Consider the following 19,721-nt stretch of genomic DNA (forward strand, 5'->3'; position numbering starts at 1 on the left):
GCGTCCGGGGGATCAGATGAAAAGATTTTGGGGCGTGATTCTTTGTCTCGTTGCTTTTAACGCCTCTTTTGCTTCGGCCAAAGAAGTTTTGCTTGATGTGCGCACCCCGGAAGAATATTCCCAAGGGTACTTGCCCGGAGCCATCAATATCGATGTGTTAAACAAGAGCTTTCCTCACCGGGTTTCAAAACTAAATCGTGAGGACAGTTATAAAGTTTATTGCAAAGGTGGGAAGCGAGCGACCCAGGCGGTGACGATCATGAAAAAGCTCGGCTTTAAGAACCTGACCAATCTGGGCGGGTACGAAGAGGCGCGAAAAGCCCTTCAGATGAATCCCGCCCTTTCACCTTGATCCCGGAGTCCTATCGTAAAGTGCTTCCGGGATAGTCGTACTTGCGCAAGTATTCGTAAAGTTCCTTTTTGTCATCCCCATGCCCCACAATGGTCTGCATTTCTTCCAGGGCGGCGAACATAATATTCAACCTTCTTTGATCGGCGTCCATGATTCTTCGGGTGAGATCGTTGATGTCTTTGGATTTGAATTTCTTGATGGCAGCTTCTTTAAATAAAAGAGACTTCATCTGGCCAATCTCTTTGCGGATCTGTCTTGAGTCAGCATAGGTTCTTAAGTACAAGGCATTGAGCTTGGCTCGTTGGTCCTGGCTCAGCCCGGGGGCGGATGAAAAGACATCCGCAGCCCGCTGTGCGATTTCTTCAGGAGTGTTCGCTGGGGCTTCTGATTGGATACGTCGATCCAGATCTGCACTGTCTTTTGAGATGGTCGCACAACCAGCAGTGATCAGGACCAGTGTGGCAATCAAGGTGTTCATTTTTTTCATGTTCGACTCCATAGATTGTTTCAGATCATCGAGGCCCGAGGGGAGAGCATTTGCGTGATCTCCCGTGGTAAATCCCGCTCCACTTTGCGGAGCTCGGTGATGGAGACGGACCGGGCCAGGGCTCTCCAGAAACTTTGAAGCAAAGCCTCGGCCTGCTTAGGAGGGACTTTAAACTTCCTTTGAATATGCTCTGAGATCAGGGAAGCGTTGATGGATCGATCTGCTGGGGAGACTTCTGAAAGCAATTGCATCTGAAGCTCGTGGGGAAGTTGCGACAAGAAATTAGACCCCGAATTTTCTGAAATTCTTCTTAAAACCAATGTCAGTGTTTCCAGGGTCAGTGTCTTGGCGCTGGCCCGGTTCAGATTGGTGTACTCTGAAATGGATTTCAGGAAGATGGCCATTGCATGCTCTTTGTGTTCTTGTGCGCGGAAGATATTTTTTAACCGGCTACGGGTGCGTCTTTCGCTCGGCAAGTTTAACTGCGAACGCAGAATCTGGATTTCATCTTTTTTGTCGATAAGTCCTTCTTTGATCAGATCATCCAGGGTGATAATGCCCAGGCAGGTTTGCTTCCCATTGTGCCGACTGCGCACGACGGGCACCCGGCGGATGGCAAATTTTTTCATCAGATCAATAACGTTTTCCAGGGTCGCGTTTTCGTCGACATAAATAAGTGACTGCTGAGTGATTTCTCCTACAGGAACGGAAGTTCGCATGTTCTTCAGGGCCAGAGCCAAAGCCAGATCGCGGTCCGTAAACAGACCCCGCAGAACTCCATGGCCGTCAGAGACAATAACACTTCCGACATGGTTGCGGTTCATTGCAAGAGCTGCCTGGCGCAGAGATTTGTCTTTTTTGAGAATGATGGGTTTGTGCAGGGGAAGGGATTGAACCCGAAGAGATTTCATAGTGCCGACTCCTTTTAATTTTTAAATGATGTCATTCAAAGAACGATCAGGCGAGTTACGTGCGGGACATGAAAGAAAGATCTGCGCTTTGGCAACGGTCCGCTGTCATGGCTAAGTTATAGTTTGAGTCTTAACACCAGCTGAGCCCGTCGATGGTTTTCACGCTATCCGTCCACTAAACTTCGGGAGTATGTCTCCAAAAATTTCCAGCATGGCCAGGCAGGCTCACGAAGCCACCCGAGCGGTCGTTCGCATCTTTGTCCAGGGATTTAGCGAGACGGATCCACGTTCAATTTTGGATCCGCGCTTTGTCGCGCCTGAGCAGTGGAGTGCTTCCGGTTTTTTTATTCAACTTCATGGCGAGGGGGGATACATCCTGACCAACAGCCATGTCGTTCGAAATTCGGTGCGTATTGAAGTGCGATCGACCCTGACAAGTGACGAATCCTTTCGCGCGGAAATTCTGGGGATGGTCGAGGACCTGGAGCCGGATGTGGCCCTGCTCCGTCTGGGGGCAAATGACATCAAACGATTCCTGAAACTGACCGGGTTGAAGAAGATCCCGGCCTTGAAGTTGGGTTTTGATGTGAAATTGCATCGCGGTGCGGAGGTGAAGACCATCGGTTTTCCCTTGGGGGTGGATGAGCCACATTTTTCCGGAGGCGAAATTTCAAACTTTATTGCAGGCACGGGTGACACCACTGAGCGTCTGGTCACTGATGCTGCCATCAACTTTGGAAACAGCGGAGGCCCGGCGCTTGTTGCAGGAGGCTGGGTGGTCGGGATCAATACGGCCGTGATAGAAGGTGCAGAGAATTTTAGTTTTATCACGCCGATTCATCTGGCCAAAAACGTTTTGGAAACCTTTTTAAAAAAAGACAAGGCATCGTTGTCCCGTCTGGGGCTGTTGATTCAGAAAAATTCAGAATGGAATTACCGGCTGCTGGGAGTCCCTGCCGACACGGGGGTTATCATTCGTAAAGTCCTTCCCGGAAGTCCGGCAGAGGCCATGGGTTTGCAAAGCAGGGATGTGATTCTGGCCATGGCCGGAGAGTCATTGGATCGACATGGCAATGTGTTGCCTATGGCCAGTGATAGGAAAAGAAACATCTACGATGTCATTCACGGTGTGCCTGAAGGAAGAGAAGTGTCTGTCACGATTCTGAGGAAAAAAAAGAAGCGGGTGTTAAAAGGCCGAATCTTTTCTTGGGAGTCCGGAGAGATTTCGCGAAGACCTGTTTTGGTCGATAGGCCCTATTTGTCTTTCGGCGGATTGATCCTGCAGGATATTTGTACTGATGTTGTTTCGGCATTGATTGCCTTTGGTTACAGTCGCGATCAGATTCTTCGGGATTTTTATCTGGGGGGATCCAAGCTGGTGGTGTCTCATGTGGTGCCCGGCAGTCTGGCGGACGAGATGGGTATTTCGGTTTCAGACTTTGTGAAAGCCGTTCAAGGGCAGCCCGCAAGTGACGTGCAGTCTTTTGCCGAGGCACTGGCTTTGGCGAAAAGAACAAAAGGCTCGGGAATTTTGGTTGAGTTTGTTTCCGGGGCCTTCGGGAACTTTTTGTTGCCTCATTTGGCGTCCGAAGAGTTTCAAGTTCGCAGGATGAGTCCTGAAGCATTTAAGGTTTAACTATTTCAGTTTTTCTTTTTTGAGCTTGGTTCACAATCGGACAAAATTGCCTTGATATATCAAGCCAAGCTCTTCGGCAGTCTTTAGCTTCAAGTTAGAAGTAGTCTTGAAGAAGACTCTTCAAGACTAGAATTTAGAGATTTGATCAGCGTATTCCGGATGATCAATGAATGGATTGCGGTTTCCTTGAATTCTTTCAATAGCGTCATTGCGTTCAAGTTCTGCCTGATCTACGGGATCAAGCTTGTTCCAGCGGCGAAGAGTTTTTTCCAAGTTGGCTGGGATCGGGAAGTCATAGCGAACTGCAAAATAAAATACGGCTCTAGCCACATTGCCCTTGTGCTTTGTGGGTGGCTCAAAAACCAGCTCACTGCCGCTGCCACTGCCCAGCTTTGATTCGGTGGAAATATCCTGTCTTTGTTCGTCAAAACATCTTGGTGTGTTTTTAACCGTATTCACTTCACCAAAGGCAAAGTTGCCGCGCATTGAGTTGGCTCTGGAGTCAGAAGGATAAAGATGGTGCAAGTCAGCCTTCCCAACATTGAAGTAATGGCGTCCTTTAAACCAAGATTGTGCGACGGTGTGCTCAACGTTAACGATCGTTGAGGAAGGTTCTTTGCCAGGACCAACGCCGCTTCCCAGGTGGGTTCGGCCATAGGGAGTCGAGCAATACACTTCGTCAATAGCATAAGAGCCGTCAGACAGTCGGATCAGGGAGACGTTCCCGAGGAGTTCGACTTGTGCTTTATCGTAAGAGATTGGGCGGTGTTCGGAAGTGATTTGTTTCTTTAGATCACCGCGAAGGTCAGCTTTGGCGGCAAAAGATGTTAAAACTAGCGCAATTGACAAAAATAACGAACGGCCCACAGTTCCCCCCTTGTAGACATTTCACGATTATCAAGCGGGTTTTTGCGTTTCAATCATGAAATACGGGATGTCTTGGTGCGGCGGACTATCAAAATGAAATCCTGACAAAGCGTTTGTTCGAATTGAAAACCGCCACTGGGGGATTATCGAGATTTCAAACAGGCTAGGCTAACTAAAAGAATTGTTTTGATAGATGGAAAACGCACCGAACGTCAGTGCGTTTTTCAGCGAGCTATTTGTTCTGTTTAAAGATCTCGTCGATATTTGCATGAAGTTTTGAAGTGAGACTTTCCATCAGAGCTTTTGTGAAATCCTCAAGGGTGTCTGCGGATTCAAAATTTTCTTCAAGCAACTCAGCCTCCGCAGTCAGCTGCGCAGAAGAGTCCATCATCAAAGCATCATTTTTTGGATCCGAAGAATGAGACATAAAAAACTCCTTAACTTTGATTTTGGTGTTGCGCGAGGATGGAACTCGGGACGTTGTGGCCCTGAAACGAAAAAAGCCTTTTAAAACTAATCGCTTTGCGATCACTTTTAAAAGGCTAAAATGGTCGGGGAGATAGGATTCGAACCTACGACCCTCTGGTCCCAAACCAGATGCGCTACCAGACTGCGCTACTCCCCGACAGAGAAAGGAAACTACATAATGGTGGGGCCAGTTGTCAAACTACTAGATTCTAACGCGCAATATAAGCTATCCTTTTTTCCATGGAAAACTTTTTGAACTCGTTGCCGAAGCCTGTCCTTGCCATCCTGGTCCTGGCAGTCGCTATTGTTGTGTTTATGGTCATGAGCCCGCCTCACTCTGTGTGCGATACGCAGGCGGAAACCTTTAAGGAGTTGCAAAAAGGCAACATCTTCCCAACCCTTTACAAGAAAAACAAAATCCCACCGACGATTGTGCGTGCAAAAGAGGCATGTCAGCTCGGGAACAGTGCGGGGTCTTGTTATGAGTACTTCACGATTCTGCGTCAAGTGGCTGAAGGTGTTGGGAAGGCGTCGGCGGAGTGCACGCCTCAGCTTTATGGTCTGGCCGAGGTTCGCTCGGCCCTGAATGATGGTTTGGAGTTGATGGCGCGGCTGGCGTGGGGGACAAAGCCCCCAGAGCCGGGGTTGGAGAGATTCGGATGGATGCAAGACGCAGAAATCGCGATTTTTTGCCGTTTGAAGAGTATCTACACGCGCGCCAATGGCGAAGAGTCCTGGGTCAGCTTCCGTAGAAAAGTTTACGAAAAGCTTCCTGGTGAAGAAATCCCGCCATCTTCGGATCCAAACTACGTGGCGGCAGAGCCTCGTAAGGCCACTCTGGTCCTGTCCGAGCAGGATATCTGGAATCGCAGTCTGTTCTCTGTGCGCTGTGAGGTTTACTAGGTCTTTAGAGTGAGATTTCCAAAGACTTCCAGCGAGGGCTTTGGTTGCGATATTCTATCTGCCCATACAGTACCAGATCGTGGTCCTCGCGATGTTGGATGCGGAAGCCGAAGTTTTGGATCTTGAGCAGGCTCCATTCGGCAGGATTCAGGCCAAAGTTTTTAAGTTGGTTTTGTAGAAGCAAAAGATTGAGTGCATAGAGTTTCATGGTTCCCCCATTGTTTAAGTTGTTGAAAGACCCCTAGTGCAAGGCGGGGGCCGGGCGGAGTCGGACGTCTGCTGCAAATTAAAGGGGTTTCGGCTGCCCTGGGTCTTGAGTTGTCTTCGAGGCTGGTCTAGCTTCTTGGATATGAGACGAAATGCCTTTCTTGGATATTTGATCGCCCAGTTCATTGTTATCATCTCTGTGATGGCCCTGTTCCGGGGTGTTGAAGACCGTCAGGTTGCGGCCACTCTGGCTGGGATCTTGTTCGTGGCGCTTCCGGTTGTTTTGATGACTTGGGAGTACCGCCGGGCTGAACTCAGTCAAATGCTGTGGTTTGTCGTGGTTATGCAATTTTGGACGCTGTTTGCGTTGCCTATTTTGGGGATTCGGCTGGCGAACTGGGGGGTGCCTTTTGAGCAACTCTCATTTATTGGAATTCCGGGTCCTGTGCTGCATCAATGGTCCAGTAAAAGTTACATGGCGATGATGGCGGTGACGGCCTGGTGCTGGTGGAAATTATCCCGAAAAAAGTCCTAAGGGCTTAAAATCAGGTTCAAAACGCAAAAAAGCCGGTTCATCACCGGCTTTTTTGTCTTCCCAATCAGGAAACCTATCTACAAGTTCAGATCGGATTAGATCTCGAAAGGAACTGGAGAAATTGCTTCTGCTCTGTGGAATGTATCGTAAGAGTCAGAGCCAGAAGGCAATAGACCCAAGTTACGGGACTTCTTTACAGCTGCAGCAACTTTTTTCTGTTGAGCAACGGAAAGTTTAGAGATTCTGGATGGAGTGATTTTACCACCGTCACCGATGAAACGAGTCAAAGATGCTGGATCTTTGTAATCGAATACGTGGTCACCAGAGAATTCCTGACGGTATTTGCTACGAGTTGTCTTTTTCATTACTATCCTCTTTCGATTTCCTATTGGTTAGCGAGTTCTTGTGTATACGAGAAAAAACAGTTGCCATCAAGTGTCTTTTTACTTTATATGGTTGTTTCTTGTTTTGCCGCGCCAATAGGCGCCAATCCAGACTTGTAGCCAGTTAGCGGGCCTGAGGCCTGCCTGTAAGAGATGAGCCAGAGGAGCTTAGAATGAGCAAATGTGAAGTAACGGGAAAAGGCCCCATTGTTAAGAACTTGGTGAGCCACTCCAACATTAAAACGAAGTCAACTGCTCTACCAAATGTTCAGAAAAAACGCATCTTTAGCCGCGTTCTGAACCAAATGGTTAGATTGCAAATCGCAGCAAGCGCTATCCGTGACATGGAACACGTTGGCGGTTTCGACAACTTCATTCTTAATCAAGATGACTCCAAGCTTTCTAAAAGAGCTTTGGCAGTTAAAATGAGAATTAAGAAGAAAATTAAGAACTAATAAGGCTGGCCGACATGAAATTGAAAATCAAAAAAGGCGCGACAGTTCAAGTTATCACAGGCTCTGACAAAGGTAAGAAGGGTTCTGTTCTTGCTGTTGACGCAAAAGCTATGAAAATCCAAGTTCAAGGTGTGAAAGTACAAACACACTACGACAAAAAAGACGGTCTTTTGAAAAAAGAAGGCTTCATCGACTACTCCAATGTGAAGTTGGTTGAAGGCGCTTCTAAAGAAAAGAAGACTTCTAAAAAAGCGACTAAGTCTAAATCTGCATAGTCTTTCATCCGGTTGTTCTGACGAGATCAACCGGGCAAAGTTTGCCTAAGACAAAGTCTAAATTTGGTCCTTAAAGCGATCTCTTCGTTTTAGTCTCTTACATAGCTGCGTAAAATCTAAGTTGAGTTTAGAAATGTTAATTTCGGCCAACTTGTTAAAAGAGGAGAGCAGCTTGAAACAGGACCAAATCTTTAAAGCAAATAAATTAAAAGCACTGTTCTCGGTAACGATGACGGTGCTTTTTTTTTCGTCCTTAGGTCAGGCCGCTGAGCTGGGCGAGTCCTTGGTTTTATGCAAACACAATAAAACAGTGCGCACCCTGCGTGTTGAGATCGACAAAGATCAAGTTTGCCGTACGATTTACACCAAACAAGGTGTGGATGAAGTGATTGGCTCAGGCCAAAATCATCAGTCGTGCAGCGAATTCGTCACGAATGTCAGAAAAAATCTTGAAGATGCCAAATGGAGCTGTCGCGAGGTCAAAGAGGCCCGCACTTCCAATGTTCTGCTTAATGCAGAGTAAGAGAGGATTTTCATGAGTGCTGAACTGGTTGTTGCTGCTATTCAAATGACATCTGTGGATGATGTCGCAACCAACCTCACTCAGATGGAAAATCTTCTGCAAGAGGCCTTTCAGAGCGCATCACCGCGATTCGTGAGTTTTCCGGAAAATTGTCTTTATCTGCGCCTGAAAGAGGGTGAAAAGATTGAAGGCCTAACGGTCAGTCATCCAGCCTTTGTGCAGCTAGCGGATCTTGCAAAAAAATATAATACCTATCTGCATCTGGGGTCGGTGCCTTTGTATTTGGAGGGGCATCTCTACAACTCCTCAATGTTAATTACTCCCGAAGGGGAGATTCGTCCCACGTATCAAAAAATGCACTTGTTCGATATTCAGCTTGATGGACAGGCGCCGCTTCGCGAGTCGGATGTGTTCCGTCACGGGCAGGCTCCCAGTGTGATTGAGGTGGATGGATTTAAGATCGGTGAAGCCATCTGTTACGATGTGCGTTTTGCAGAGCTTTTTTCCCAGTATGCCCGCCAGGAAGTGGATGCGATTCTGCTGCCAGCGGCATTTTTGGTTAAAACGGGGGAGGCGCATTGGGAAATCCTGCTGCGCGCCCGTGCGATTGAGAATCAATCTTATGTGATCGCGGCCGCTCAAGGGGGGACTCATCTGGGTCTTCGTGGTGGCACTCGCGAGACCTATGGGCACAGCTTGATCATTGACCCTTGGGGGACTGTGGTTGGTCAGGTCGAAAAGCGGGTTCCGGGGGTCACTCTTTCCAAACTGACCCGAGACCGCATCGATTCTGTGCGCCGCCAAATACCTATGAAGTTTCACCGTCGCCTGCCCGTGGGCTAGGTGCGGTTCTTTCGCGCGCGTTGTAAAAACTGAGTCCTAAAGTGCACTTGAAAACTGGACGGAGTCCGGGATTTCCTGCAATATTTCAATGACAACTTTCTCAGTTAGCTTTTAATATGCGCCCCGAGCGCAGAAGATGGAGCTGGATATGATCCGAGTTTTCTTATGTTTGTTTCTGCTATCCTCAGTAGGTGTCCAATCGGCCCTGGCTCAGGATGCCACTGAGCCCCAGTACGATGAGGCTCGCGAAGCAGAGATCGCCACGAAGGCCAAAAAACGCCTTTACCCTGGCGGTCGGGATGAAGAGGACTTGAAGGTGCAGTCTCAGCTGTCGACGCCGCCAAGAAAACTGGCCCCGCAGGCGGAAGTCAAAGACGAGCCGATGGAAGAATAGGCCTTTTGCCTGAAGTTGTTTTGAATTGAATGGAGAGAATATGTCTGTAAACGATCAACTACCTGAAGGTGTTACACGCGAAACGATGGACGTTGATGTCCTGATCGTCGGTGGCGGTGCTGCTGGTTTGTCTTGCGCCCTTCACTTGCAAAATCAAATTCAGAAGCACAACGAAGATGTTTCTGCCGGCCGCAAACAAGGCGAACAAATCCCTGAACAAATGATCGTAGTTCTGGAGAAAGCCTCTGAAGTGGGGGCACACAGTTTCTCGGGCGCGGTTTTGAATCCAAAAGCCCTGCAAGAGCTGGTTCCGAACTTTAAGGAAGAGGGCTGCCCGCTGGATTCCGAAGTGAAGAAGGACGCCGTTTATTATCTGGGTTCTGATTTCTCTTTCAAACTGCCAATCACTCCGCCGCCGTTCCACAACGAAGGCAATTACATTGTTTCCTTGAGCAAGTTCAACCGCTGGTTGGGCGCTAAGTGTGAGGAAAAAGGCATCAACATCTTCCCGGGCTTTGCCGCCGTGGAAGCGTTGTATGAAGGCAACAAAATCGTCGGTGTTCGCACGGGCGACAAGGGTCGCGATAAAAACGGCAATCCAAAAGCCAACTTCGAGCCCGGTTTGATCCTGAAATCGAAAGTTGTGATCTTCGCGGAAGGAACGCGTGGGTCTTTGTTTAAACAGGTTGAAAAGAAACTGGATCTTCGCGCTGGCAAAAACAAAGAAGTTTTTGAAGAGGGCGTGAAAGAAATCATCCAGATGCCTCCGGGCACGGTGGAAGCTGGTCAGGTGATCCACACCATGGGCTTCCCGCTGTCCAAATCTATCGGTGGGACATTCATCTACACTTTGCCGGGTGATAAGATCATCGTGGGCTTGGTGGCTTATTTGGACACGAACGATCCATTGCTGGATCCACACCGTGAACTGCAAAAATTGAAAACTCATCCGTTCCTGAAGAGCATGCTCAAAGGTGGTAAAGTGATCGCTTACGGCGGTAAGACTTTGCCGGCCGGGGGCTGGTACTCTATGCCGAAGCTCTATGGCGACGGTTTCATGGTGTGCGGGGACTCTGCCAGCATGGTGGACGTGCAGAAGCTAAAAGGTATCCATTTGGCGATGAAGTCTGGTATGCAGGCCGCTGAAACCATCGTGGATGGTTTGGCTAAGGGCGCTGATTTCTCTGAATCTGTTACCAAGGGCTATTCCGACCGTATTGAAGCCGGTTATGTGAAATCCGAGCTTTATCGCGTTCGTAACTTCCACCAGGCGCTCAGCAAAGGCTTGGTGGAAAGCATGCCTTTGTTGGCTCTTCAGGAGCTGACGGGTGGCCGTGGTCTTCAGGACCCAATGCCTATTGAACACACAGATGCGGAAACGACCGAAAAGGTTGTGGATATCTGGGGTCCTTATGGTTTGGATCACGAGGACAACAAGCTTCCGAAACCGGATGGCGAACTGTTCTTTGATAAGCTTTCCAGTGTTTATTTGACGGGCACCATGCACGACGAGGACTCCCCAAACCACCTTATTTTGAAGGACGGGGATATCTGCCGCACCGTATGTGAGCCACAGTACAAATCACCATGTAATCATTTCTGCCCGGCCTCTGTATATGAGATGGTTCCGTCCACAAAAGAAGCAGGTAAGAAGGACTTACAAATCAATTATACGAACTGTATTCATTGCAAGACTTGTGATATTAAGTGCCCATTCGAAAACATCGAGTGGACCGTTCCTGAAGGGGGCGGTGGACCACAGTACCGCGAAGTCTAGGATTCCCTCAGGGGGTCCTGACTGGCGGTAAGGAAAGCCCAGCGCATAGGGACTGGGCTTTCTTAACCAACAGAAAGGACTGCCCCATGCCAGAGTTTTTTGCCTCCACAGCCCGTGGACTTGTAGAACCACTAGAACAAGAATTGAAAGATCTAGGACTTAAAGTCACCAACCGTTATATCGGTGGAGTGTTCTTTGAGAGCAACTGGGAAGGCTGCTACAAAGCCAATCTTCACTCCCGTCTTGCCAGCCGTATCCTGAAGCCCGTTTTGGATTTCACGGCTTATCAGCCAGAAGAGTTGTACAATCAAATTCTTCGTCACGACTTTACCAAGTACATTAAGCCGACACAGACAATTTCGATTGATGCCAGCGTGTCTGATTCCAAAATGCGCGATCAGCGCTTTGTTGCGATGAAAGTCAAAGACGCTATCGTGGATCAGTTCCGTGAAAAATTCGGTGTCCGTCCTGATGTTGATAACGAAAACCCGTCTTTGCGCATTCATGTTCGCGCGATCAAAAACCAATTCAATGTGGCGATCGACACTTCGGGTGACAGCTTGTTTAAGCGCGGTTACCGCAAGGAAGTGGGCGATGCTCCTTTGAAGGAAAATCTGGCGGCGGGTCTTTTGTGTTTGTCCGAATGGGACAAACAAACTCCGCTGGTGGATTTCATGTGCGGCTCCGGAACCTTCCTGATTGAAGCTGCGATGATGGCGATGAATATCGCGCCGGGTGTGAACCGCAAACGCTTTGGTTTCCAGAACTGGCTGAACTATGAAGAAGACACCTGGGAAAAGGTTGTTCAGGAGGCTATGGATGCGGAGAAAGAAGAGCTTCCGTTTAAGTTCTATGGCTTTGATATCGACAAGCGCGTTTTGATGAACGCCAAAGACAACGCCAAGCGTGCGGGTGTTGATGAAGTGATCGAGTTCAAGAAAGAATCTGTTGCGACGGTGGAGCCACCGGTTGAAAAAGGTCTGATCATTGTGAATCCTCCATACGGTGCGCGTATCGGGGATGAAGACAATCTGCGCGACGTGTATCGCGACCTGGGTTTCACACTGAAGCATAGATTCAAAGGCTGGGATGCCTGGATTCTTTCCGGTAACAAAGAGCTGATTGCTGATTTGAAGCTGAAATCCACGCGTAAGCACTTTGTGTTCAACGGCAATATTGAATGCCGATTCCTGAAGTACTCAATGTTCTAGTTATTTTCTCCGGGGGGCGCTTTGAAGTGGCCGCCCGCCGAATCCTGAGGGGGATTTTTGTGAAGATTTTTTTGCTGTTGATGAGTTTGTTGCCGGGTGTGGCCTGGGCGGGATTGACCTCTAATGAAGTGGTTCAGAAGGTGGAATGCCGTCTGTTAAACGATGGCGTGGTGTTGAAAGAAAAAGAAGCGTACATGATGAATATCGTCATTGATCAGGAATACGGGAAGTTCATCCAGATCCAGTTCGGTGATGAGAGTACTCTGATTCAGTATCAGCTTTTGATCGAAAACGATCCGGAGGCTTCTGTTCCTGGTTCCATGATTTTTCTGCAAAACCTGAAGGTCGGCGAGCGTGAGTCGTCTCAGGAGTTTTCAGCGCAGCAGGTGAACTGGGTGCGTACAACAAACGAAGGTTACATGGTTCAGTGCAACCTTCCAGAGCCAATTCAGTAAGACTTCAACCGGTTTTTATGGGGATAGAAATGAAACGTTGGGTGAGTGCAGTTGTTTTGATGTTTTCCGCAGAAAGCTTTGCCGCGAAATCATATGTCTGTGAAGGCAGGACGGCAGAACAGGCTCCGGTTCGTTTGGAGATTTCGGTTGATAATAACGATTATGCGATTGTGAAGTTTGCCGGTGCCGACCACGAAAATGAATGGGTGGGTGAAAACACCCGAGTCTATCGCACCATCGGTGGTCGCACTAAAATCACTTCGGCCTACGGCAGTCGTACAGAGTATTTCGTTTCTTTGGAGGTATCTGACGACGGCACGGCCAGCCTGGTTTATGAAGAAGATGATTCCGGCTGGGAATACTTCGTGGAAGCAAAAGTGGTCTGCAAATAAAAAAAACCGAGGCTATGACCTCGGTTTTTTGTTTTTTGTCGGTTGTGATATCTTTAGAAAGGCTTGTTGATTGCGAAGATCGCTGCCGTGGTTCCCAGAACCAAAAGCAAAATCGCAATCGGCCAGCCGATGTAGCCTTTTCTTTTGATCAAAGAAACAGCCACGCCCAAAAGGACCCAGATCAGAAGTTTGCCGTACAGCCAGCCTGGCATGCCGCCCATGATGCCAAGTTTGGCCATCATACCAAAGCCACCCACCAGCAAAAGCATCAAACCCAAACCGTGGGTTGCAAAGCACATGATGCGAGCTTGTTTGTTCAGCTGCACGCGAGCATAGTTCGCCACCAGAAGACCCCCAAGGCCAAAGAACAAGGTCATAAGACCCAGGAAGTGCATGATTTTATAGAATTGATACGTCATTGAGGAATCTCCTTGTTAATCTTCTTTAAGGCCAAGATGTTTGATCACACGGGCAAGGTCTTTGCGGATGCGTGTGATGTGGGTTTTGTTGGTCAATGTTTTAAGAGCATCACGCAGGGGTTCCAATGGATAGCCGCCGTATTGGCCAGGTTCTGTGATATTGAAGGTCACAGCGCCCCGTCCAGCGATGATCACGCGATCCGTGATGGTCACATGGTCTGAAACAGCCACTTCGCCACCGAACATGCAGTTGTTTCCAATTTTGCTAGAGCCAGCCACGCTGAACTTGGCGGCAATCACGCAGTTCTCGCCGATGGTCACGTTATGGGCGATATGGCAGAAGTTGTCCATCTTGGTGCCATTGCCGATACGGGTTTCCGTCAAAGCAGCGCGATCAACGGCGCAGTTAGCGCCCATTTCGACATCGTTCCCGATCACAACCCGACCGATTTGTGGGATCTTCTTCTGATGTCCTTCTTTGGTCATCACAAAAGAAAAACCGTCGGATCCGATGGTGGTGTGGGGGTGAATCTCGCAGCGGGCGCCCAGGGTGCAGTGTGAGCCGACAAACACGTGGGGATGCAGCAGGCTGTGGTCGCCCACTTCGGCGAAGGATTCAACAACAGTGTGAGCTCCAATGGTTGTGCCATCGCCAATCTTGGCCTGCTCGCCAATGACCACATAAGGACCCAGGCAGACATTCTTCCCTAAGTGGGCTGTCGGATGAACGATCGCTGTAGGGTGGATTTTTTCCGTCTGATTGAAGCGATTCATTTTCCCATCAAACAGAGGCAGGATGGCTGCCATGGCAAGTTGGACAGAGTTCGCAGAAAACAGCGTCGATGTGCTGTCGGGCGGAAGCGCCAGGGACTTGTGAGCCACGACGACCGGTGCTCGAGCCGCAAGAGCGGCTGCCAATTGCTCTGGTTTTGAAACAAAAACCAGGCTTTCAGAGTCGCAGTTTTCTGGCGGAAGAACCTTGGATGCCACGGCATCGAGGGAGCCGGAAACGAAGTTGATGTCAGAAGAATTTAGCTCAGTAATAACTTGTGCTGTAATCATAGTGATGCCTCGCGCTAACACTTTACTATTATTTTTTTGATGTCAAGACACTGGGTGATAGTATAAAGCTGCTTATATAGACACTTTTTGATTCTTTCTCACCTTTAATTTTGGAGAGGAAACGAGATGGCGAAAAAGGCTGCGAAAAAGGAAGCACCTGCGGCAAAGGCAAAGAAGACAGCGAAGCCTGTAGCGAAGAAAGCTCCGGCAAAGGCCCCTGCAAAGGCGGCTAAACCTGCCAAGCCTGCTGCGAAACCTGCTAAACCTGTGAAGGAAGTGAAAGCAACGAAGGCTCCGGCAAAAAAAGAGGCCAAGCCCGCTGCTCCAGCCAAGCCTGCTCCGAAAGCTGCAAAACCGGTTGAAAAGACTCCTGCTGCCAAGGCTCCGAAGGCTGAAAAACCTGAGAGAAAGTTGAAGTTGGTTGAAGAAGCTCCGGTTGAAGAGGTTGTCGAAGCTCCTAAAAAAGAAAAGAAAGTCAAAATTGATAAGACCGGCCTGTCTGAAGACCAGGTGAAATGGCATGAGCTTCACGAGAAGTACAAGGCCATGAAAGCCCCTTCCTACAGCATTTCGGGTCAATTTGAGGCAAAGACTCCGATTCAGCATAAAATCTTTGGTTGGGGCTTTATCCTTTCCAATGAATATGACCGTTTGGAAGTCCTTTTTGAGGATGGAAAACGCATGCTGATCAGCAATAGAAAACTGTCTTAAGTAAGTCCAAAACTCATGTTTCGGGGTGCGACGGGCAGAAAAGTATTGCAAGGCCCCGGAAACTGACCTAGAAATTTATCTGCATGGCAAAAGACGATTTGGTACAAATTGACGGAAAAGTGATCGACGCCCTGGCGGGTGGTCTATACAAAATTGAACTTGATAATAAAGTTATCATTAACGCAAAGCTTTGCGGAAAAATGAGACGCTTTAATATCCGTGTGGTTGTGGGCGACCGTGTGAGCGTAGGGGTTTCTCCTTACGACCCATCTCATGGCTTGATCCAATTCCGTCATAAATAATACCGATTTAATATCTTCTAACATTTCCAATTAAATCTAGAGGTTCTATGGATCAGGCTCTTCAGAGTTATTTGGCTCGCATTGCTCCAACCGTTCCCGTTAAGTCAGCACAGGCTGTGATCGAACTAGCGGCAGAAGGAGCGACCGTTCCGTTTATCGCGCGTTACCGTAAAGAGAAAACAGGCAATCTGGACGAGGTTCAGATCCGCGCTGTGATCGAAGGTCACGAAACTTACAACGAAATCGTCAAGCGTAAGGCGTTCCTGATTAAAGAAATCGGCGAACAAAACAACCTGACGGCGGAAATCCAGAAGCGCATCGAGCTTTCCTGGGATCTGGGTGAGTTGGAAGAAATCTACAAACCATTCAAAAAGAAAAAGAAAACCAAAGCGACCATCGCGCGCGAAGCGGGCTTGGAACCTTTGGCAAACTGGATCTGGGAAATGGGCCACGGCCTGATCAAAGACGATCAGACGATGGAAATGAAGGCGAAAAACTTCCTCAATCCAACTGCAAAAATCAACACCTACGAAGAGGCGCTTAAAGGCGCGCAGGATATCATCGTCGAGAAAATCGCCAATGATGCGGACCTTCGTGCGATGGTGGCGAAAAACTATAACGACAGCGGTCGTGTGATTGCCAAGGCAGCCAAGGGCTACAAAGCAAACTCCAAGTACGAAATGTACAAGGAATTTGAAGAGCCGGTGAAAAACCTGATGGATGCGAAAAACAATCACCGCTATCTGGCGATGAGACGTGGCTGGCAGGAAGAAGAGCTGACCGTTGACGTTAAAGGCGACGATGAAGCGATCTTGAAATCTTACGAAAACTTCGCGACATCCACTCCGGATAATGCGATCGGCGATTACCTGAAACAGTGTGCTCGTCTGGCTTTGAATGTTTACGTTCTTCCTTCTGTTGTGAACGAAGTTCACCGTCAGTTGAAAGAAAAAGCGGACCAGGATGCAATCACGGTCTTTGCTGAAAATGTGCGTAAGCTTTTGTTGGCTTCCCCGTACGGACCGAAGTGTGTTCTGGGCGTGGACCCTGGTTTGAGAACAGGCTGTAAAGTGGCCCTGATCGATAAATCTGGTGCGTTCATTTCTCACACCGTTCTATACACTTTGGGTGACGATGCTGAACGTAAAGCGAAAGTTTTGTTCGGCGACGTGATGAAACAGATCCAGATCGAAGCGATTGCTGTCGGTAACGGAACTGCCGGTCGTGAAACTGAAGCCTTCCTAAAGAAAGTTTTGAAAGACCTGGGCAAAAACATCCCGGTTGTGATGGTGTCTGAGTCCGGAGCTTCTGTGTACTCAGCGTCTGAAGTGGCTCGTGAAGAGTTCCCGGATCTGGATGTGACTGTAAAAGGGGCGATCTCTATCGCGCGCCGTTTGCAGGACCCATTGGCTGAACTTGTTAAAGTCGATCCGAAATCCATCGGTGTGGGTCAGTACCAGCACGATGTGAATCAGTCCCAGTTGAAAAAATCCCTGGAAGCAGTGGTTGAGTCCTGCGTGAATAACGTGGGTGTTGACGTGAACACAGCTTCGGCAGCGTTGCTGTCGCACGTGGCGGGTATTGGTCCTGCTTTGGCGAAAGGTATTGTTGAGGCTCGTAAGAAGGCCTTGTTCAACGACCGTTCTGAGCTTTTGAAAGTTCCTAAGTTCTCTGCAAAAGTTTTCGAACAAGCTGCAGGGTTCTTGAGAATCCCACAAAGCAAACAGGTTTTGGATTCCACAGGTATTCACCCTGAGCGCTATCAGGCCGTGACAGATATGGCGAAGGACCTTGGTGTTTCTTTGTCTGAAATCATCGGCGAAGGCGCGAAGAAGTTGATGGCGCAAAGAACCAAATGGGCACAACTGGTCGGTGAGTTCACATTTGACGACATCGTCAAAGAATTGGAAAAACCAGGCCGCGATCCGCGTGATCCGTTCAAAGTGTTCCAGTTCCGTGATGACATCATGGAAGTAAAAGACCTGAAAGAGGGCATGATCTGCCCGGGTATCGTGACGAACGTAACCAACTTCGGTGCGTTTGTGGATATCGGTGTTCACCAGGATGGTCTGGTGCATATCTCTGCATTGTCGCACAAATTCGTGGATGATCCTCGTAAGGTGGTGAATCCGGGTGACCATGTGACAGTGAAGGTTTTGAAGGTGGATGTTGTTAAGAACCAGATTTCATTGACCATGAAAATGGATGATGCACCAGAGGCGACTGCGCCACGTGGGGAACGTCGTCCTGAAAACCGTGGGGCTTCCCGCCCAATGGGTCAGGGTCAGCGTCCTCCGGCAGGAAAACCTGCTCAGGCGCCGATGAAGCCTGCAAATCCGTTCAACAATCCGTTTGCAGCTTTGATGAACGTTCCGACTAATAAAAAATAATAAGGAGAACTAAAATGGCAGCTAAAGGAAAATCCAGAAAAGGTATCCGTCACAGAAAAAAACGTATCTTGACCAAGAAACGTATGTACAAAGCAAAAATCCGTAAGTAGTTTTTGCCAAGAAAAAAGCGCCCCGAAAGGGCGCTTTTTTTGTTTTCAAATCGATTCAGAAAAGACTACGGCTGCTGCTGGGCAGTTTGTTGCAACAGGAGAAGATCCTTGTAAGTAAAGATGCGGTCTTCTCGAGATGTGTGCAGATCCTTGTCAGTCACATTCGAATAGGACGCGGCAAACAAACTGGCACCCAGGTCTTTTCCTTTCATCTCAATGGTTCTTGAGGCAAAGCGGATGCCTCCTTCACGTAAAGCCGTCAAGCTGGTGAAGCGAGCGGCGGCCACAGACGGCAGCGTGCTGAGAGTCGTCACCAGACTGGTTTCAATGGCCACAATGGTGTTACCCACGGATTGTCCGGCAAAGAACAAGGCCAGGGTAGAGTACAACACGCGTGCTTCGGCGTTTTTCACTGCCGCATGGCTTTGCGCCCCTGTCAGCCACAAGGCAAAATTGTCTTTCATTTTATGATAGTCATCGTAAAGCTGTTTTCCTGTGATCGCAGTGACGGTTCCACCACAGGCCAAGGACACCGGCCATGCCTGCAAGACCGCAGCGACCAAAGAGCAAGTTGAAAACGCCGCCAATTTGATGCTTGGAGAATTTCTTTCGATCCAGGCTTTCAGACCCACGGAGTGTTTCTGATCTACCAGCATCAGTTGAACCATACGTTGTTTGACCGGATTTCCGGCCACAACACTGGCAACAATGGGTTCATAGACCAGGAAGCTTATCAGAGGATTTTTCTCTGTGTCGTAAAGCTCGCCCAGGGTTTTTTGCACCCGTTCGATATATTTCCCCAGGGCTGTTGCGACTTGCTGATCCGTCGGTTTGTCATTGGGAAGATAAATCACAAACGGCACCTGGTGGATGATCAGCAGAGCCTGCATGCGATAAAACTCCGCCGCTTGTTTCAGCTCGTTTTCAATGGCGTATCCTGTCGGATCAAAGCGAGGGCTTTTTGGAACGTCCTGATATTTTAAGGCGGCCTTGTCAGCGATAGCCTGATAGTCTTCCTTATAAAGGCTACGCAGTAACTTCAGCTCGGTCTGGTCCTGATCGAATCTTTTTTCGTAGTGAACATAGGGCAAAGTCATGCCCAGTCTGGCCGAGGTGTTGGTGGAGTAAATGCCCTGTCCTGCGATGCTTTGGCCATTCGCAAGCCCCACCAGCAGGCGATATTCCTCGGACTTCTGTTTAATGGCGGCGCGAATCAGAGGAAGCTTGGCTTTAATCTTTTCGTCGCACAAGTTAGGGAATGCAAAACATCGGCGCAGCTTCTCGGCCTCGCTTTTTTGTTTTTCCACCAGGTCGATGGTTTTTGCTTTGATCTCTACAAGAAGTGCTTCTTGAGATTCGCTTACAGATGGTTGAGTGCTGGCAGTGGCGGAAGTTGACAGCATCACGGCGGACAGAATCAATGTTATCACGTTCATACAAATTCCTTACAATTCCTCAAATTCTCGAGCCCTGCCGGCAATAGTCGTCACCTTGTCAAAGGGCTCGACATTGGAAGGGGTTTAATTTGAGTTGAGAGTTCATTCGTTACTCCTGCGCAGGGATTATTCAAACCCTGTTCCATAAGTTCCCAAATGAAAAGATCCATCTGGCGATACTCTGGGGCGTGTCGGCACGACCTGTGGGGTTTTTCGC

The 19,721-nt window shown here is 48.7% G+C and carries 25 protein-coding genes and 1 tRNA gene; 16 read left to right on the forward strand and 10 right to left on the reverse strand.

Going from position 1 to position 19,721, the window contains the following annotated elements; all coding sequences use genetic code 11:
- Positions 1-16: 16 nt before the first annotated feature.
- Positions 17-352, forward strand: a complete 336-nt coding sequence (locus ACZ50P_RS03875; RefSeq protein ID WP_464133589.1) for a rhodanese-like domain-containing protein — start codon at positions 17-19, stop codon at positions 350-352.
- 10 nt (positions 353-362) lie between these two features.
- Here the strand turns inward: ACZ50P_RS03875 and ACZ50P_RS03880 are convergent, their stop codons facing one another.
- Together ACZ50P_RS03880 and ACZ50P_RS03885 are read right to left on the reverse strand one after the other, a co-directional pair.
- Positions 363-839 (reverse strand): hypothetical protein, encoded by a 477-nt coding sequence (locus ACZ50P_RS03880; protein ID WP_464133590.1) that lies wholly within the window; start codon positions 837-839, stop codon positions 363-365.
- 20 nt (positions 840-859) lie between these two features.
- Positions 860-1,750, reverse strand: coding sequence for a CBS domain-containing protein (locus ACZ50P_RS03885; RefSeq protein WP_464133593.1), 891 nt, complete (start codon positions 1,748-1,750; stop codon positions 860-862).
- Between the two features lie 190 nt (positions 1,751-1,940).
- Here ACZ50P_RS03885 and ACZ50P_RS03890 point away from each other — a divergent pair, with 190 nt between their 5' ends.
- Positions 1,941-3,386 (forward strand): trypsin-like peptidase domain-containing protein, encoded by a 1,446-nt coding sequence (locus ACZ50P_RS03890; RefSeq protein ID WP_464133595.1) that lies wholly within the window; start codon positions 1,941-1,943, stop codon positions 3,384-3,386.
- Between the two features lie 126 nt (positions 3,387-3,512).
- Here ACZ50P_RS03890 and ACZ50P_RS03895 read toward each other — a convergent pair whose 3' ends face one another.
- The 3 genes from ACZ50P_RS03895 to ACZ50P_RS03905 all read right to left on the reverse strand — a co-directional run bounded on the left by ACZ50P_RS03895 (position 3,513) and on the right by ACZ50P_RS03905 (position 4,878).
- Positions 3,513-4,253 carry an endonuclease I family protein gene (locus ACZ50P_RS03895; RefSeq protein ID WP_464133597.1) on the reverse strand — a complete coding sequence of 247 codons (741 nt, stop codon included), beginning with the start codon at positions 4,251-4,253 and terminating at the stop codon, positions 3,513-3,515.
- A gap of 232 nt (positions 4,254-4,485) precedes the next feature.
- The gene (locus ACZ50P_RS03900; RefSeq protein ID WP_464133599.1) at positions 4,486-4,680 is read right to left on the reverse strand and encodes a hypothetical protein; all 195 of its coding nucleotides are present in this window, start codon (positions 4,678-4,680) and stop codon (positions 4,486-4,488) included.
- A 121-nt stretch (positions 4,681-4,801) separates the two neighbouring features.
- Positions 4,802-4,878: transfer RNA gene (locus ACZ50P_RS03905), tRNA-Pro, on the reverse strand.
- Positions 4,879-4,961: 83 nt separating this feature from the next.
- Between ACZ50P_RS03905 and ACZ50P_RS03910 the strand changes: the two genes are divergently transcribed.
- Positions 4,962-5,624: a hypothetical protein gene (locus tag ACZ50P_RS03910; RefSeq protein ID WP_464118062.1), complete on the forward strand. Its 663-nt coding sequence runs from the start codon at positions 4,962-4,964 to the stop codon at positions 5,622-5,624.
- 4 nt (positions 5,625-5,628) lie between these two features.
- On the opposite strand, the gene ACZ50P_RS03915 is transcribed toward ACZ50P_RS03910, so the two are convergent.
- Positions 5,629-5,832, reverse strand: coding sequence for a hypothetical protein (locus ACZ50P_RS03915; RefSeq protein ID WP_464118061.1), 204 nt, complete (start codon positions 5,830-5,832; stop codon positions 5,629-5,631).
- A gap of 141 nt (positions 5,833-5,973) precedes the next feature.
- Between ACZ50P_RS03915 and ACZ50P_RS03920 the strand changes: the two genes are divergently transcribed.
- Positions 5,974-6,366, forward strand: a complete 393-nt coding sequence (locus tag ACZ50P_RS03920) for a hypothetical protein (protein WP_464135176.1) — start codon at positions 5,974-5,976, stop codon at positions 6,364-6,366.
- Between the two features lie 95 nt (positions 6,367-6,461).
- Here ACZ50P_RS03920 and rpsR read toward each other — a convergent pair whose 3' ends face one another.
- Positions 6,462-6,731: a 30S ribosomal protein S18 gene (gene rpsR, locus ACZ50P_RS03925; RefSeq protein ID WP_464118059.1), complete on the reverse strand. Its 270-nt coding sequence runs from the start codon at positions 6,729-6,731 to the stop codon at positions 6,462-6,464.
- A gap of 191 nt (positions 6,732-6,922) precedes the next feature.
- Between rpsR and rpmB the strand changes: the two genes are divergently transcribed.
- The 9 genes from rpmB (at position 6,923) to ACZ50P_RS03970 (ending at position 13,074) form a co-directional block, all read left to right on the forward strand.
- On the forward strand, positions 6,923-7,204 hold the full coding sequence (gene rpmB, locus ACZ50P_RS03930) for a 50S ribosomal protein L28 (protein WP_262554330.1): 282 nt from the start codon (positions 6,923-6,925) through the stop codon (positions 7,202-7,204).
- 14 nt (positions 7,205-7,218) lie between these two features.
- The gene (locus tag ACZ50P_RS03935) at positions 7,219-7,479 is read left to right on the forward strand and encodes a KOW motif-containing protein (protein ID WP_464118058.1); all 261 of its coding nucleotides are present in this window, start codon (positions 7,219-7,221) and stop codon (positions 7,477-7,479) included.
- A 172-nt stretch (positions 7,480-7,651) separates the two neighbouring features.
- Entirely contained in the window at positions 7,652-8,002 is a 351-nt protein-coding gene (locus ACZ50P_RS03940) for a hypothetical protein (protein WP_464133602.1), read from the forward strand.
- A gap of 12 nt (positions 8,003-8,014) precedes the next feature.
- Positions 8,015-8,845 carry a carbon-nitrogen hydrolase family protein gene (locus ACZ50P_RS03945; protein WP_464133604.1) on the forward strand — a complete coding sequence of 277 codons (831 nt, stop codon included), beginning with the start codon at positions 8,015-8,017 and terminating at the stop codon, positions 8,843-8,845.
- Between the two features lie 148 nt (positions 8,846-8,993).
- Positions 8,994-9,239 (forward strand): hypothetical protein, encoded by a 246-nt coding sequence (locus ACZ50P_RS03950; protein WP_464118055.1) that lies wholly within the window; start codon positions 8,994-8,996, stop codon positions 9,237-9,239.
- 40 nt (positions 9,240-9,279) lie between these two features.
- Positions 9,280-11,016, forward strand: a complete 1,737-nt coding sequence (locus ACZ50P_RS03955) for an electron transfer flavoprotein-ubiquinone oxidoreductase (RefSeq protein ID WP_464133607.1) — start codon at positions 9,280-9,282, stop codon at positions 11,014-11,016.
- Between the two features lie 86 nt (positions 11,017-11,102).
- Complete coding sequence (locus tag ACZ50P_RS03960; protein WP_464118053.1) at positions 11,103-12,227, forward strand: THUMP domain-containing class I SAM-dependent RNA methyltransferase; 1,125 nt, start codon at positions 11,103-11,105, stop codon at positions 12,225-12,227.
- 59 nt (positions 12,228-12,286) lie between these two features.
- Positions 12,287-12,682, forward strand: a complete 396-nt coding sequence (locus ACZ50P_RS03965) for a branched-chain amino acid aminotransferase (protein WP_464118052.1) — start codon at positions 12,287-12,289, stop codon at positions 12,680-12,682.
- Positions 12,683-12,711: 29 nt separating this feature from the next.
- On the forward strand, positions 12,712-13,074 hold the full coding sequence (locus ACZ50P_RS03970; protein WP_464118051.1) for a polyketide synthase: 363 nt from the start codon (positions 12,712-12,714) through the stop codon (positions 13,072-13,074).
- 53 nt (positions 13,075-13,127) lie between these two features.
- Here the strand turns inward: ACZ50P_RS03970 and ACZ50P_RS03975 are convergent, their stop codons facing one another.
- Positions 13,128-13,493 (reverse strand): hypothetical protein, encoded by a 366-nt coding sequence (locus ACZ50P_RS03975; RefSeq protein ID WP_464118050.1) that lies wholly within the window; start codon positions 13,491-13,493, stop codon positions 13,128-13,130.
- A 15-nt stretch (positions 13,494-13,508) separates the two neighbouring features.
- Positions 13,509-14,555, reverse strand: coding sequence for a UDP-3-O-(3-hydroxymyristoyl)glucosamine N-acyltransferase (gene lpxD, locus ACZ50P_RS03980; RefSeq protein WP_464133608.1), 1,047 nt, complete (start codon positions 14,553-14,555; stop codon positions 13,509-13,511).
- A 126-nt stretch (positions 14,556-14,681) separates the two neighbouring features.
- Here lpxD and ACZ50P_RS03985 point away from each other — a divergent pair, with 126 nt between their 5' ends.
- The 3 genes from ACZ50P_RS03985 to ACZ50P_RS03995 all read left to right on the forward strand — a co-directional run bounded on the left by ACZ50P_RS03985 (position 14,682) and on the right by ACZ50P_RS03995 (position 17,958).
- Positions 14,682-15,266: a hypothetical protein gene (locus ACZ50P_RS03985; RefSeq protein WP_464133611.1), complete on the forward strand. Its 585-nt coding sequence runs from the start codon at positions 14,682-14,684 to the stop codon at positions 15,264-15,266.
- Positions 15,267-15,349: 83 nt separating this feature from the next.
- Complete coding sequence (gene infA, locus ACZ50P_RS03990; RefSeq protein WP_011163494.1) at positions 15,350-15,568, forward strand: translation initiation factor IF-1; 219 nt, start codon at positions 15,350-15,352, stop codon at positions 15,566-15,568.
- A 47-nt stretch (positions 15,569-15,615) separates the two neighbouring features.
- Positions 15,616-17,958, forward strand: coding sequence for a helix-hairpin-helix domain-containing protein (locus ACZ50P_RS03995; RefSeq protein WP_464133612.1), 2,343 nt, complete (start codon positions 15,616-15,618; stop codon positions 17,956-17,958).
- A 175-nt stretch (positions 17,959-18,133) separates the two neighbouring features.
- On the opposite strand, the gene ACZ50P_RS04000 is transcribed toward ACZ50P_RS03995, so the two are convergent.
- Entirely contained in the window at positions 18,134-19,504 is a 1,371-nt protein-coding gene (locus ACZ50P_RS04000; protein ID WP_464133614.1) for a hypothetical protein, read from the reverse strand.
- Positions 19,505-19,721: the final 217 nt, after the last annotated feature.

This window comes from Bdellovibrio sp. CKG001 (assembly GCF_055397465.1).